18 protein-coding genes are annotated in these 13,194 nt (G+C 72.5%); 14 read left to right on the forward strand and 4 right to left on the reverse strand.

Annotated elements, in window-relative coordinates:
* Positions 1-4: 4 nt before the first annotated feature.
* Both VM324_07860 and VM324_07865 read right to left on the reverse strand, forming a co-directional pair.
* Positions 5-238: an Lrp/AsnC ligand binding domain-containing protein gene (locus VM324_07860; protein ID HVL99190.1), complete on the reverse strand. Its 234-nt coding sequence runs from the start codon at positions 236-238 to the stop codon at positions 5-7.
* Between the two features lie 26 nt (positions 239-264).
* Positions 265-474, reverse strand: a complete 210-nt coding sequence (locus tag VM324_07865) for a dodecin family protein (protein HVL99191.1) — start codon at positions 472-474, stop codon at positions 265-267.
* A 68-nt stretch (positions 475-542) separates the two neighbouring features.
* On the opposite strand from VM324_07865, the gene thiL reads away from it, so the two are divergent.
* Positions 543-1,523: a thiamine-phosphate kinase gene (gene thiL, locus VM324_07870; protein HVL99192.1), complete on the forward strand. Its 981-nt coding sequence runs from the start codon at positions 543-545 to the stop codon at positions 1,521-1,523.
* 1 nt (position 1,524) lies between these two features.
* Entirely contained in the window at positions 1,525-2,319 is a 795-nt protein-coding gene (gene thiD, locus VM324_07875; protein ID HVL99193.1) for a bifunctional hydroxymethylpyrimidine kinase/phosphomethylpyrimidine kinase, read from the forward strand.
* A 97-nt stretch (positions 2,320-2,416) separates the two neighbouring features.
* On the opposite strand, the gene rpmB is transcribed toward thiD, so the two are convergent.
* Complete coding sequence (gene rpmB / locus VM324_07880; protein ID HVL99194.1) at positions 2,417-2,626, reverse strand: 50S ribosomal protein L28; 210 nt, start codon at positions 2,624-2,626, stop codon at positions 2,417-2,419.
* 132 nt (positions 2,627-2,758) lie between these two features.
* Between rpmB and recG the strand changes: the two genes are divergently transcribed.
* From recG to VM324_07935, 11 genes are all read left to right on the forward strand, one after another.
* Entirely contained in the window at positions 2,759-4,963 is a 2,205-nt protein-coding gene (recG, locus tag VM324_07885) for an ATP-dependent DNA helicase RecG (protein ID HVL99195.1), read from the forward strand.
* A 12-nt stretch (positions 4,964-4,975) separates the two neighbouring features.
* The gene (gene rsmD / locus VM324_07890; GenBank protein HVL99196.1) at positions 4,976-5,569 is read left to right on the forward strand and encodes a 16S rRNA (guanine(966)-N(2))-methyltransferase RsmD; all 594 of its coding nucleotides are present in this window, start codon (positions 4,976-4,978) and stop codon (positions 5,567-5,569) included.
* 45 nt (positions 5,570-5,614) lie between these two features.
* Complete coding sequence (gene coaD, locus VM324_07895) at positions 5,615-6,094, forward strand: pantetheine-phosphate adenylyltransferase (protein HVL99197.1); 480 nt, start codon at positions 5,615-5,617, stop codon at positions 6,092-6,094.
* Between the two features lie 26 nt (positions 6,095-6,120).
* Complete coding sequence (locus VM324_07900) at positions 6,121-6,678, forward strand: hypothetical protein (GenBank protein ID HVL99198.1); 558 nt, start codon at positions 6,121-6,123, stop codon at positions 6,676-6,678.
* Between the two features lie 93 nt (positions 6,679-6,771).
* The gene (locus VM324_07905; GenBank protein HVL99199.1) at positions 6,772-7,326 is read left to right on the forward strand and encodes a DUF177 domain-containing protein; all 555 of its coding nucleotides are present in this window, start codon (positions 6,772-6,774) and stop codon (positions 7,324-7,326) included.
* Between the two features lie 73 nt (positions 7,327-7,399).
* The gene (gene rpmF / locus VM324_07910; protein HVL99200.1) at positions 7,400-7,579 is read left to right on the forward strand and encodes a 50S ribosomal protein L32; all 180 of its coding nucleotides are present in this window, start codon (positions 7,400-7,402) and stop codon (positions 7,577-7,579) included.
* A gap of 158 nt (positions 7,580-7,737) precedes the next feature.
* Positions 7,738-8,646 carry a hypothetical protein gene (locus VM324_07915; GenBank protein HVL99201.1) on the forward strand — a complete coding sequence of 303 codons (909 nt, stop codon included), beginning with the start codon at positions 7,738-7,740 and terminating at the stop codon, positions 8,644-8,646.
* Between the two features lies 1 nt (position 8,647).
* On the forward strand, positions 8,648-8,929 hold the full coding sequence (locus tag VM324_07920) for a phosphopantetheine-binding protein (GenBank protein ID HVL99202.1): 282 nt from the start codon (positions 8,648-8,650) through the stop codon (positions 8,927-8,929).
* On the forward strand, positions 8,926-9,663 hold the full coding sequence (rnc, locus tag VM324_07925; GenBank protein HVL99203.1) for a ribonuclease III: 738 nt from the start codon (positions 8,926-8,928) through the stop codon (positions 9,661-9,663). The genes VM324_07920 and rnc overlap by 4 nt, the downstream gene beginning before the upstream one ends.
* A complete protein-coding gene (locus VM324_07930) occupies positions 9,660-10,493 on the forward strand; it encodes a DNA-formamidopyrimidine glycosylase family protein (protein ID HVL99204.1) in 834 nt (277 codons plus the stop codon). Before rnc ends, VM324_07930 begins: the two co-directional genes overlap by 4 nt.
* A gap of 36 nt (positions 10,494-10,529) precedes the next feature.
* Positions 10,530-11,621 (forward strand): AI-2E family transporter, encoded by a 1,092-nt coding sequence (locus tag VM324_07935; protein HVL99205.1) that lies wholly within the window; start codon positions 10,530-10,532, stop codon positions 11,619-11,621.
* A gap of 118 nt (positions 11,622-11,739) precedes the next feature.
* On the opposite strand, the gene VM324_07940 is transcribed toward VM324_07935, so the two are convergent.
* Entirely contained in the window at positions 11,740-12,750 is a 1,011-nt protein-coding gene (locus VM324_07940; GenBank protein HVL99206.1) for an alpha/beta fold hydrolase, read from the reverse strand.
* A gap of 250 nt (positions 12,751-13,000) precedes the next feature.
* On the opposite strand from VM324_07940, the gene VM324_07945 reads away from it, so the two are divergent.
* Entirely contained in the window at positions 13,001-13,177 is a 177-nt protein-coding gene (locus VM324_07945; protein HVL99207.1) for a hypothetical protein, read from the forward strand.
* The last annotated feature ends 17 nt before the right edge of the window (positions 13,178-13,194 follow it).

The following is a 13,194-nucleotide window of genomic DNA, read 5'->3' on the forward strand; positions in this document are numbered from 1 at the left end:
CTGCCTACAGGTGGACCACGGGACAGGTCAGCGTGCGGTCGATCCCGTCGATGGCCTGGATCTTCGCCACCACGAGCCGGCCGAGCGCGTCCACGTCGCTCGCCTTGGCCCGCACGATGACGTCGTAGGGACCGGTGACGTCCTCGGCCGCCTCCACGCCCTCGATCTCGGAGACCGCCTGGGCCACCTGGGCCGCTTTACCGACCTCGGTGAGGATGAGGATGTACGCCGACACCATGAGCGGCTCCTTCGTCGGTCCCGATGCTAGCGTGAGCTCTCCACCTCGAAGAGCAGGCGGACCTGCGTGCGGTACTCGGTGACGTCGCCGTTCTCGACCACCGCGCTCGTGCCGAGGATGTCCATGCGCCGGATGTTGCGCAGCGTCCTGGACGCCTCCGAAAGCGCCTCTTGGGCGGCGTGCCGCCAGCTTGCGGTGGACACCCCCTCGAGCTCGATCGTGTTGAGGACGACCACGTTGCCTCCTAGTCGCGGGCCTGCGCCAGCATCCTAGCCACGTGGATGGGATACTCGGGGGTCCGGCCATGGGAGAGTTCGAGTTGATCGCGCGCCTCGCCTCGTACCTCGACGGGGAAGGCGACGGCGTGGCGGTCGGCCACGGCGACGACGCGGCCGTTCTCGCCGTCGGCGGGAACGGGGTCGTCGTGACGGTGGACGCCCTCGTCGAGGGGGTGCACTTCCGGCGAGACCTGTCGAGCCTCGCCGACGTCGGCTGGAAGGCGGTGGCCGTGAACGCCAGCGACATCGCCGCGATGGGCGCGCAGCCGCTCGCCGCGGTCGTGGCGCTCTGCAGGCCGGCGGGGCTCGAGCAGGGCGGCGTCGAGGAGCTGTACGGGGGCATGCGCCAGGCGTGCGACCGCTGGAACATGCGGCTGGTGGGCGGCGACACGGTCGCCTCGGGCGAGCTCGTCTTGTCGGTCACTGCCCTGGGGCGGACCCACCCGGGGGCCGCGGTTCGCCGTTCCGGGGCGCGGCCCGGCGACAGGGTCGTCGTCGTCGGCGCCCTGGGCGCCGCCGCAGCCGCCCTCGCGCAGGTGGCGGCAGGCGACGCTCCCGATCCCCCACTGCTGGCCGCTCACCGGCGGCCGGTCGCGCTCGTCGACGCCGGCCAGGCGCTCGCTCGGGCGGGTGCGACCGCCCTCATCGACGTCTCCGACGGGCTCGGCGCCGACCTCGCCCGGATCTGCACGGCCTCTGGCGTGGGCGCCGTCGTTCGGTGGGCCGCCCTGCCGGTCGCCCCTGGCGCCGTTGCGGCAGTCGAAGCCGCCGGCGCCGACGTGGTCGGGGTGATCGCCGGCGGCGGCGAGGACTTCGCGCTGCTCGCGACGCTGCCGCCCGCCGCCGCGGAGCGCGCCGCCGCAGCCGCGGGCGCCGTCGAGGGCGTGCCGGCCGCGGTCATCGGTGAGGTCGTCGATGCGCCGGGCGCGAGGCTGCTGCTCGAGGACGGGACCGAATGCGACCTCGCCCCCATGGGCTACGACCACTACGACTCGCGGAGGACCTGACGTGACCCCTCCCATCGCGCTCACCATTGCCGGCTCGGACTCCGGCGGCGGTGCCGGCATCCAGGCCGACCTCAAGACCTTCTCGGAGCTCGCCGTCTTCGGGGCGAGCGCGGTCACGGCCCTCACCGCCCAGAACAGCCTCGGCGTGCACGGCGTCCACGAGGTCCCCCCGCAGTTCGTGCGCGCCCAGCTCGACGCGGTGCTCGGCGACATCGGCGCGGACGCGGCCAAGACCGGCATGCTCGCCAACGCCGAGATCGTCGGGGTGGTCGCCGAGGGGCTGCGTCGCCACGCGGTCGCGCGCCTCGTCGTCGATCCCGTGTGCGCCTCCCAGCACGGGGACCCGCTGCTGCGTCCCGATGCGGTGGAGGCGCTGCGCTCGGAGATCCTGCCCCTCGCCGAGGTGGTCACCCCCAACACCGGCGAGGTGACGGTGCTCACCGGCGTCGAGGTGCACGAGGTCGGCGACCTGCGGGCCGCCGCGGAAGCGGTCAAAGCCCTCGGGCCGACGTGGGTCCTCGTGAAGGGCGGCCATCTGAAGGACAACCCCGACGCCGTCGACCTGCTGTTCGACGGCGAGAACGCGACGTACATCACGGGACGCCGCATCGACACCGTCCACACCCACGGCACCGGCTGCACGCTGGCCGCGGCCATCGCCGCGTACCGGGCTCGTGGCCTCGACGTCGTCGAGGCCGTCTCCGCGGCCAAGAGGTTCCTCACGGAAGCGATCGCCGGTGGGTTCCCGCTCGGCGCGGGGATCGGCCCGGTCGATCACGCCTGGGGCCGCCGCTGAGCTCGGCGCCCCGCCGGCAGGTGCGGCGTCGGTCGCAGGGCGTGCGACCACGGTGCACCTCGGGGGGCGAAGGGGCGGCGCTCCAAGGCGCCGCGGGCTAGGAGGTGGTCGTGCGCTGCGGGGGCCGGGTGACCTTGCCGGCCTTGATGCAGGAGGTGCAGACGTGCGCCCGACGGGCCGTCTTGCCGTCCCAGATGCGGATGCGCTGCACGTTCGGCGCCCACCGCCGCTTGGAGCGACGGTGCGAGAAGCTCACCTGATAGTTGAACATGGGCTTCTTGTCGCAGATCTCACAGACGGCAGCCATGGCTTGAGCACCTTGGGGTCGAGCGGGATGGGGCAGTGCGACGCGAGCGCACCGACGGACACGGTAGCGCGCCCCGGCGCGCCGGGCCAGCGCGCCGGGCTGCCGCGTCCCTCGGCCTAGACTGCGCCACCAATGGACGCCCAGAGCTGGCTCGAGGCCGACGTGGCCGAGGTGGCGGGCGTGACGCGGGCGGCGGCCACCGTCCTCCGGGAGACGTTCGGCGTCACGAACGTCCGCGAGCTCCTCGAGCACTACCCCCACCAGGACAAGTACCGGGATGTCGGCGAGCAGGTCGCGTTGAAGGACGCCGCCGTCGGCCAGGCCGTCACGATCGTGGGAACGGTCCTTCGCTGGAACGTGTTCCGCGCGCGCAAAAGGCGCATGACCATCGTCAAGGCCACCGTGGCCGACGAGCACGGCGGGCGGGTGGAGGTGCCGTTCTTCAACCAGGAGTGGTGGCCGCGCCGCATCCCCGAGGGCAGGAGGGTGGCCGCCAGCGGCACGTTGGAGCGCTTCCGTGACACCCTGCGGCTGAAGAACCCCAAGCTCGTCGAGCTGTCGGACCAGGAGACCGGTCCCGTCGCGGACCGCGTCCAGGTGACCTACCCCGCCACCGAGGCGCTTCCGAGCCACCGCATCGCCAAGTTCGTGGCCGCGGCCCTCGACGTGCTCCCGCCGATCCCCGACCACCTGCCCGACGCGCTCCGCGCCGGATGGGGCCTTCTCGGCCTCGACGCGGCGGTGCGCACCATTCACCGCCCTCCCGACCTCGGGGCGGTCGAGCCGGCGCGCACCCGCCTCGTGTACGACGAGCTGCTGACCCTGCAGGTCGGGCTCCAGCGGCGCCGCCAACGCCTCGAGTCGCGCGCGCTCGGGCTCGTCAACGAACCGCGCACCGACGGCTTCGCGCAGGCGCTGCTCGACCGGCTGCCCTTCACGCCGACGGCCTCCCAGAGCCGGGCCTTCGCCGAGCTCGGCGCCGACCTCGCCCGACCGAAGCCGATGCACCGCCTGCTTCAGGGCGACGTCGGGTCGGGCAAGACGCTCGTCGGCGCGTGGGCGATGCTGACCGCGGTCGACAACGGGCGGCAGGCCGTGCTCATGGCCCCGACCGAGGTCCTCGCAGAGCAGCACCTGCGAACGTTCACCGCTCTCCTCGAGCCGCTGCGGCGAGGTTACGCAGGCAGCCGGGCGCCCGGGGGCGGAGACCGGCCGGGTGCGGACTTGTTTGGCGGCCCGCGCCTCGAGCTGCTCACGGGCGCGACGAGCGCGAAGCAGCTGCGCGGCCTGCTCGCCGAGCTCGCCGCCGGCACGATCGACCTGCTCATCGGTACGCACGCCCTGCTGGAGGAGCGGGTCACCTTCGCCGACCTCGGCGTGGTCATCGTCGACGAGCAGCACCGTTTCGGCGTCGAGCACCGCAAGCGCCTGCGGGACAAGCGCGGACACGCGGTGGACGCCAGCATCCCCGACGTGCTGGTCATGACCGCGACGCCGATCCCGCGGTCGCTGGCGCTCACGGTCTACGGCGATCTCGACGTCACCGTCCTCGACGAGCTGCCGCCGGGTCGCCAGCCGGTGCACACCGAGATCCTGCCCACCGGGTCGCCCCGGCGCCAGCGCCTCTACGACTACGTCCGCACCCGGGTCGTTGCGGGCGAACGCGCCTACGTCGTCTGCCCCCTCGTGGAGGACTCCAACCTGCTGCGGGTGGAGGAACCCGGCGGGGGCGACCGGTCGGTCGCCTCGGCCGAGACCACCCACGCGCGCCTCGCCGCCGACGTGTTCCCCGACCTCACCGTAGGCCTGGTGCACGGTCGCCTACCTGCCGCGGCTCGTGACGAGACGATGGAGGCCTTCCGCGACGGGCGCGTGCAGGTGCTCGTCGCGACGACGGTCATCGAGGTCGGCGTGGACGTCCCCGAGGCCACGATCATGGTCATCGAGGACGCCGACCGCTTCGGCATCAGCCAGCTCCACCAGCTGCGGGGGCGGGTCGGGCGGGCACGGGCGCGCAGCTACTGCGTGCTGTTCTCGAGCGCCTCCGAGGACAACGCGCGGCTGGAGGCCGTGGCCGCCACGACCGACGGGTTCCGCCTCGCCGAGCGTGACCTCGAGCTCCGCGGGGAGGGCAGCCTGTTCGCCACCCGCCAGTCCGGCCTGCCGGACCTCAAGCTCGCGCGGCTGGCGCAGGACATCGAGTGGGTCGCCCGCTCGCGGGAGGACGCCCGGGGTCTCGTCGAGGAGGACCCCGACCTGCGTTCCTTCCCCCCACTGCGGGACGAGGTCGCCCGCCGCTACGGCGAGGAGCGTCTCGCCGAGCTCGAAGCGGGGTGAGCGGCCGTGCGGGTGATTGCGGGCAGCGCGCGCGGACATAGGCTGGAGGCGCCCGCGGGCCGGGACGTCCGTCCCACCGCCGACCGGGTGCGAGAGGCGCTCTTCTCGAGCATCGGTCCGCGGGTGGTCGGCGCCCGCGTACTCGACCTGTTCGCCGGCTCGGGAGCACTGGCCGTCGAAGCCCTGTCGCGGGGGGCGACCGCGGCGACGCTCGTCGAGCGCGACCGTCGCGCCGCAGCGGTGGCCGAGCGCAACCTCGCCCGTACGAGGCTTGCGGGCAGGGCGCTGCTCATGCGTTGCGACGCGGCGGCGTTCGCCACCGAGCCGCGGGGCGGCCCGTTCGACCTGGTGCTCGCCGACCCGCCGTACCAAGACCCGCTGCCGGAGGTGTACCGCCTGCTCTCAGGGCTGCATGCCGCAGGGGCGCTCGCCCCCGGCGTCACGGTCGTCGTCGAGCGTGACCGCCGCGACCCGCACCTCGAGACGGACCCGCCGCCCTTCCTCGCCCTCGACCGCCGCAGGGTCTACGGCGACACCGTGCTGCTCTACCTGCGCGCTGACCCGCCCCTGCGATCCCCGAACGACCCTCGAGCAGCGCAGCGGTAGGGTCCCCGAACGACCCTCGAGCAGCGCAGCGGTAGGGTCCCCGGAATGCGCCGCGCCACCGCCGTCTGCCCCGGCACCTTCGACCCGGTTACCAACGGGCACGTCGACGTCATAGAGCGGGCGGCCGCCCAGTTCGACCGCCTCGTCATCGCGTGCCTGCGCAACGTCGGGAAGGACCCCCTGTTCGGCGTCGACGAGCGCGTCGAGCTGCTGCGGGCGAGCACCGACCACGTCGGCAACGCCGAGGTCGTCGCGTTCGAGGGGCTGCTCGTCGACTTCTGCCGTGAACAGGCGGTCTCGGTCGTCGTCAAGGGTCTGCGCGGCACCGGCGACCTCGAGTACGAGCTGCGGATGGCCCAGATGAACCGCCACCTCGCGGGGGTCGAGACGTTCTTCATCAGCACGAGCCCCGTGTACTCTTTCCTTTCCTCGTCGCTGGTGAAGCAGGTGGCACGCTTCGGTGGCGACGTCGCCGACCTCGTGCCGCCTGCGGTCGCCGAACGGCTCCGGGGAACCCTCGACTGAAGGCAGCAGCCAAAGGAATCACCACCGTGGACGTCGAGTCCCTTCTCTCGAAGATGGAGCACCTGCTCGCCGAGGCGCGACCGGTGCCGCTGTCTGCCTCCGTCATGGTCAACCGCCACGACTTCGATGAGCTCATCGGCGAGTTGCGCGCCGGGTTGCCCGAAGAGCTCCGCCAGTCGCGCTGGATCATCAAGGAGCGCGACGAGGTCCTCGCGCAAGCCGCCCGGGAGTCCGAGCAGCTCATTGCGGATGCCCGGGCGGAGCGGGACCGGCTCGTCGGTCAGGAGGAGGTCGTGCGGGCCGCCCGGCGCGAGGCCGACCGCATCCTCGAGGAGGCCAGGGACGCGGCACGGACCTTGCGACTGGAGGCCGAGGACTACGCCGACGGCAAGCTCGCCACCTTCGAGATCACCCTGCACAAGACCCTGAAGGCCGTGGAGAAGGGCCGTGATCGCCTGCGGGGGCGCCTTGCCACGGACGAGCTCGCCGACGTCGGCGAAGCGTCGAACGGCTTGAGCCAGGCCGTCGACGAGTACGGCGGGCCCCTACGTGGTGGGGGCCAGTTCTACGACCACGAGGCGTGAGGCGATGCTACAATCGCCTGTCCGGCCCGAAACGGGCGCCTGCCCGCCGCCGCTCAGCGGTTCGCCCTCCGACCTCTGCGTGCGATGACGATCATGATGACGAAGAACCACGACTCCGTGCTGTCGGTCACCGACCTGTTGGACCGGCCTGGCGCGTCGCGCCGGGTCGATGTCGCGATGGGCGTGCCCGACGGTCTTGTCCTGCCGCTTGTCACCGTCCACAACCCCCTGCGCCTCGCCGGAGTGATCGAGAGCGTCGTCCAGGGGCTCCTCGTGCGCGGCACCGTCGAGGCGGTGCTCAGCATGTCCTGCGCACGGTGCCTGACCACCGTCGAGCAGACGGTGTGTGCCGGCGTGACCGAGCTCTTCTCCGACCCGACGGTGCCCGGACATCCGGACGAGGACCTGGAGGTCGATGCCGGCTACGAGATCTGCGAGGGCACCATCGACCTCGACACGCTGCTGCGTGACGCCGTCGTGCCGGCGGCGCCGTACCAGCCGCTCTGCAACTTCGACTGCCGGGGGCTGTGCCCCTCGTGCGGCGTCAACCGCAACGACGTGGACTGTGACTGCGCGGACCGCGAGCGTGACCCCCGCTGGGCGGCCCTCGAGGGCCTGCGCCTGCCGCCTGACGCGGCGGGCGCCTGACCGGATGACGGTCGCCCCGACGGGTTGACACGGCTGGCCGACCCGGCCGGCTGACACGGAAGGAACCGAGGACGTGGCCGTACCGAAGCGCAAGAAGTCCCGTTCGCGCACCCGCCATCGCAAGGCTCAGTGGATGCGGACGGCGCCGCCGGCCGCGGCCGCGTGCCCGCGCTGCAAGTCGGCACTGCGACCCCACACCGTCTGTGCGACGTGCGGGTTCTACGCGGATCGTCAGGTTCTCGAGGTCGAGTAGCTGGTGAGTCGCCGTGCTCTTGGAGCGGAAGCGGTGGCGCCCCTCTCAGCCGCTCGGGGTGCGAAAGCGGCGGCGCCCCTCTCAGGCGATTCCGGGTTGTGCGGGGTGGGGCGGTCGCGCGCTGACCGCGATGAGGTGCTCGCCGGTGGCGCCCGTCGATGAGCGCGCCGGCGATCGCCCTCGACGCGATGGGCGGCGACCATGCTCCCGCGGCGGCGGTGGCCGGCGCTCTTCGCGCGGCTGCTGACGGCCTGTCCGTCCTCCTCGTCGGCCGCCGCCCCGAGCTCGCCGCGGCCCTGGAGAGGGCGGGTGCGCCGGGGGGCCTCGAGATCGTCGACGCGGCCGAGGTCGTCGGCAACGACGAGGACCCCGTCATCGGCGTCCGGGGCAAGCCCCGGGCGAGCATCCGCGTGGCGGCGGAGCTCGTGGCGGACGGTCGCGCGGGCGCGCTGCTCTCGGCCGGTTCGACCGGCGCGACGCTCGCCACGGCGCTGCTGACCCTCGGGCGCATCGGTGGCATCCGCCGACCGGCCGTCGCCGCGGTGCTGCCGGTGGGGGGCGACGGGGTGATCCTGCTCGACGCTGGGGGGAGCGCGGACCCGCAACCGGACGCGCTGGCCGCCTACGCCCGGATGGGTGTCGCCTACGCCCAGGTCCGGGGGGTGCGGGAGCCGCGGGTCGGCTTGCTCAACGTCGGCGCGGAGGCGGGCAAGGGCAACGCGCTCGCGAGAGGGGCCCACGAGCTGCTCGTGGGGGAGCCGGCTTTCACCGGCAACGTCGAGCCGTCCGAGGTCTTCGCCGGCGCGGTCGACGTCGTGGTGACCGACGGCTTCACCGGGAACGTCTTCCTCAAGACCGCCGAGGCCGTCGCGCGGCCGGCGCAGCTCGCCGACGACGCCGGCGCGGCGGTGCTCCTCGGCGTCCGCGGGGAGGTGCTCGTCGCGCACGGCGCGGCGGGGGAGGCGGAGTTCGCGGGGGGGCTGCGCACCGCGCACGCGGTCGCCGGAGCCGGACTGTCGCTCCGGGTCGCGCAACGGCTCGGAGACGCGCAGCCGCTGGGGGGGTGACGTGGCGACCGCTGAGGAGGTCATGCAGCTGCTCGTCCGGCGCATCGCCGGGGTCATGGCTGTCGATCCCGCGCACGTCGCACCCGACACCCGATTCGACGAGGACCTCCACGCCGACTCCCTCGACCTCGTCGAGGTGGTGGAGGGGGTGGAGCGCGACCTGCGGGGCCGGGGAGAGCGGATGCGGCTCGGTGACGCGGAGCTGCTCGAGCTCCGCACCGTCGCGCAGGCTGCGGAACGCATCGCCGGCTCCTCGACCGTCGTCGACCCGGAGGCCCGTTGAGCACCACCCCGGGGCCCGTGTCACTGGAAGAGGGGCTCGGCGTCACGTTCGCTGACCGGGGTCTCCTCGAGCGCGCCCTGACCCACCGCAGCCACGCCTTCGAGGCGGGTGGCCTGCCGACCAACGAGCGGCTGGAGTTTCTCGGCGACGCCGTCCTCGGCCTCGTCGTCACCGACGCGATCTACCGGGCGCTGCCCGACGCCCCGGAGGGCAAGCTCGCCAAGATCCGCGCCTCTGCCGTGAACACGCGGAGCCTGGCCGCGATCGCACGCAAGCTCGGGGTCGGCAGGGAGGTCCGGCTCGGCAAGGGGGAGGAGCAGTCGGGCGGCCGGAACAAGGACTCGATCCTCGCCGACACCATGGAGGCGCTCATCGGAGCGGTCTACCTCGACCAGGGCCTGCAGGCGGCGACCGGACTCATCGACCGGCTCTTCTCCACGCTCTTGAGCGAGCTCGCGACGTGGCGGGGCTCCCTCGACTTCAAGACCTCGTTGCAGGAGCTCACGGCGGGCGAGCTGTCGACGCTGCCCGTCTACCACCTCACCGAGGAGGGCCCCGATCACGCCAAGCGTTTCACCGCCGTGGTCGAGGTCGACGGCTTGGTGCTCGGCAGGGGCCAGGGCCGGAACAAGAAGGAAGCTGAGCAGGGCGCGGCCGAGCAGGCATATGCCACGCTGAGCCAACGTTTGGCGATATCGTCGGAGACCGATCTGGAAGATGGAGGACATCGGTGACCCAGCTGCCCGAGGTCGAGGTCATCCGCAAGAACCTCGAGAAGGACATCGTGGGCAAGCGGTTCAAAGAGGTCACCGTCAAGACCGCCAGCGTCGTCGGACGCCACCGCAACCGGCCCGAGTTCGTGCGGGCGCTCGAGGGCCGCAAGATCGAGGCCATCAGCCGGCGGGGGACCGACCTGCTGCTCGAGCTCGACGAGGGCAAGGTCCTCGTGGTCCGTCTTGGTGAGCACGCGAGTCTCACGCGCGAAACGGCCACGGCGGACGCCACGCGTCACACCCAGGTGGTCGCGACCTTCACCACCGGCGGCGCCCTGCACTACGCGGACTCGGGCAAGGACGGCCAGCTGTGGGTTACCGAAGTGGACGATGTCGCGAACTCCCCCGACCTGCAGGTGGCCGGCATCGACCCCCTCGCCGACGTGTTCACCTGGCACGAGATCGACCACCAGCTGAAGGCCCGCAGGACAAAGCTCAAGCCACTGCTCGTCGACCCGTCGTTCATGATCGGGCTCGGCGACGTCTACTCCGACGAGGTCCTCTGGGCGGCCGGCCTGTCCGGCGAGCGCTCGTCCCACACGCTGTCGAGCCAGGAGGTCCGCCGGCTGTACCGGGCGGTCTTCGAGGTCCTCCAGGAGGCGGTGAAGCAGGGAACCTCCGACACGGCCGCCGGCGAGGCACCTGACCCGCTCGACGAGGACGACTACAGCGAGCACCTCAAGGTCTACGGCAAGGAAGGCGACCCGTGCGCCCGCTGCCGCCAGCCGATCCGGCGCGGCAAGACCGACCGCAAGCTCGTGTCCTACTTCTGCGGGCAGTGCCAGACCTGACGCGCTTTGGGGCCTCCTGACCACTGTCCGCGGCAGGTGACCGACCCACCGCGGGTACCGCCGCTGCTCGGGACGCTCGCGGCGGTGAGCTGGCGGCTGCTCGTCGTCGCTGCGGCTGTCGGCGTCGTCCTCTTCGTCACCACGCAGCTGTTCCTCGTGATCCTGCCCGTGTTCGTGGCGATGCTCGTGACGACGCTGCTCGCACCGCCGGCTGGATGGCTGAGCCGACACCGCTGGCCACCGGCCCTCGCCGCGGCGGTCGTGCTCGCCGCCGCGCTTCTCGGGCTCACCGGGATAGTCGCGCTGCTCGCACCGGCGGTCGCCGCCGAGCTCCGCGGCGTGGGCGACGAGGTCGCCGAGGGCGGGGAGGATGCGCTGAACTGGCTCGTCCACGGGCCGCTCGACATGAGCCCCGAGCAGGTCGACAGGCTCTTCGCGCAGGCCGCGGCCCAGGCGCGTGCGAACCTCGGGCCCATCACCACCGGCCTGCTGACCGGCGCGGTCGTCGCGGTCGAGGTACTCGCGGGGGTGCTCATCACCATCGTGCTCGTCTTCTTCTTCGTGAAGGACGGGGACGTCCTGACGGGCTGGCTGCTCGCCCGCGCTCCCGCTCACCGGCGGGAGGAGGTGGCCGCGATCGGCGAGCGCGCCTGGAGCACCCTCCTCGGCTACGTGCGCGGCGTGAGCATCGTCGCGCTCGTCGACGCCCTCGGCATCGGTCTCGGACTCGTGCTCATCGGCGTCCCGCTCGTGCTGCCGCTCATGGTCCTCACCTTCATCGGTGGGTTCTTCCCGATCATCGGCGCAACCGTCGCCGGTGGAGTGGCCGTCTTCGTCGCCCTCGTGAGCGGTGGACCGGTCGACGCCCTGCTAACCGCCGCCGTCGTGGTCGCCGTGCAGCAGCTCGAGAGCAACCTGCTCCAGCCGGTCGTGATGGGTCGGGCGGTGCAGCTGCACCCGGTCGTCATCCTTCTGTCGGTCATCGCGGGCGCCGTCCTCGCCGGGGTCGTGGGCGCCTTCCTCGCCGTGCCGGCCGCCGCTGTCGGCGCCGCGGTCGGCAACGAGCTCCGGCTGCGGCGGGAGGCGGCGCTCGCAGCCGCCGCCGACCAGCAGGTCACTGGCCCCTGACGGCGTCGGGGCCCCGAGTGGCTACGGCGCGCGAGGGGCCGCGCTCAGGTCCTGCTGCTTTGCTCGCGGGGCCCGCCGCGCGTCTCGTCGACGTCGAGGGACGTCGAAGTCGGTGCGCTCACGCGTTGAGCACCTGCTGGACCGCCTTGACGAGGGCGGGCACGAACACGTCGGGGCGGGACACGACGCCGTCGTGGTCGATCGCGAGCTCCTCCACGTAGCAGTCGGGAACCCGGGCCGCGAGGTCGCGCTGGTTGGCGGGAGCGACCAGGCCGTCGTCGCCGGTGATGAGGACGGCCGTCGGCACGTCCACCGTCCCCAGCCATCCGCGAGCGTCGAACCGACCCATCTCCCGCCCGGCCTCGGCGACGTCCTCGGCGCTGTCGCGCGACAGCTCCCCCGTGATCCACGGCAGCAGCTCGATGACCTCCGCCGGCGTCGCGGGGCTTATGAGCCGGGACAGGCGGATGTTCGACTTGCTCTTCGCCTGGGCGTGGGCGGCCCGCTCCCACATGTCGCGGGGGAACACCCGGAGGATGAGCTGGAGCGCTCCCATCATCCGCCATGCCCATCGATCACGCGCGTCGACGCTGAAGGAAGCGCTCGTGGCGGCCAGGATGAGCCCACGCACGAGCTCGGGATGGCGGTGCCAGAACAGCTGCGCGATCGTGCCGCCCATCGAGTAGCCGACCACCACTGCCGAGTCCACACCGAGGTGACGGAGCAGCGCCGCGACGTCGTCGGCCACGTCGGCTAGGCGGAACGGCTCGATGGGCCGCGGACCCCGGCCGTGCCCGCGGTGGTCGGCGGCGATGACGCGCCCGTAGCGGGCGAGCTCCTCGTAGCAGGTGAACCAGGTCACGTCCGCGCTGAACATCCAGCCGTGCAGGAGCACGATCGGCGGGGCGTCGGGACGGTCCGCCGGCGCGCCGGTGTCGCGGACGAAGAACTCCCCGTAGCCGGGCACGTGCACCACCGTGCCGGGTGGCAGGTTCGGCGGCGGCTCGGGGATGCGGCGCTCGACAGGAACCGGACGCCGCCTGACGGACAGCCACAGCAGGGCGGCACTGCCAGCCGCGCCCGCGCCGGTGAGCAGCTGGGCGACCGTGCGGGGCAGGGATTGGCTCATGGCGGGTAGCGTACGGGCTTTTCCTGGGCCGCTACCGCTTCGCTGCTTGAGCGGCTTTCCTGGGCCGCTACCGCTTCGCTGCTTGAGCGCGGGCTTGCGCCATCCGGTAGTGGGTATGCTAGAGTGCGCTCGTGAATTCGTGAACGCCGGTCGGGGGCGCCCCTCGTGGCGTTGCCCGCGCGCCACCCCAGCGGACAACCGCCGCCGCCCCTCGACGGGACACCAGGTCAATAGCAGGAGGAATCGCCGCATGAAGGCACTCATAGGATCGTGGGACAACCGGCCATACCGACTCCTGGCTGAGATCACCGCCCTGCGGGCCCGCGTAGCCCAGCTCGAGCAGGAGCTGAGCCGCGCGCATCACGACAACGCCCTCCTCCAGGAAGCGCTCCGGGAGCGCGACGAGGTGGTCCTGACCGGCAGCTAGGCAACCGCACCACGGCG

The sequence above is a fragment of the Egibacteraceae bacterium genome (assembly GCA_035540635.1).
GTDB lineage: Bacteria > Actinomycetota > Nitriliruptoria > Euzebyales > Egibacteraceae > DATLGH01.

What these genes read in the sequence shown, in the direction of transcription:
- VM324_07945 (HVL99207.1), top strand. Translation starts at nt 13,001, where the DNA reads ATGAAGGCACTCATAGGATCGTGGGACAACCGGCCATACCGACTCCTG.
- recG (HVL99195.1), top strand. Translation starts at nt 2,759, where the DNA reads ATGGACGCCCAGAGCTGGCTCGAGGCCGACGTGGCCGAGGTGGCGGGC.
- VM324_07915 (HVL99201.1), top strand. Translation starts at nt 7,738, where the DNA reads ATGAGCGCGCCGGCGATCGCCCTCGACGCGATGGGCGGCGACCATGCT.
- VM324_07860 (HVL99190.1), bottom strand. Translation starts at nt 238, where the DNA reads ATGGTGTCGGCGTACATCCTCATCCTCACCGAGGTCGGTAAAGCGGCC.
- thiL (HVL99192.1), top strand. Translation starts at nt 543, where the DNA reads ATGGGAGAGTTCGAGTTGATCGCGCGCCTCGCCTCGTACCTCGACGGG.
- VM324_07940 (HVL99206.1), bottom strand. Translation starts at nt 12,750, where the DNA reads ATGAGCCAATCCCTGCCCCGCACGGTCGCCCAGCTGCTCACCGGCGCG.
- VM324_07905 (HVL99199.1), top strand. Translation starts at nt 6,772, where the DNA reads ATGATGACGAAGAACCACGACTCCGTGCTGTCGGTCACCGACCTGTTG.
- coaD (HVL99197.1), top strand. Translation starts at nt 5,615, where the DNA reads ATGCGCCGCGCCACCGCCGTCTGCCCCGGCACCTTCGACCCGGTTACC.
- rpmB (HVL99194.1), bottom strand. Translation starts at nt 2,626, where the DNA reads ATGGCTGCCGTCTGTGAGATCTGCGACAAGAAGCCCATGTTCAACTAT.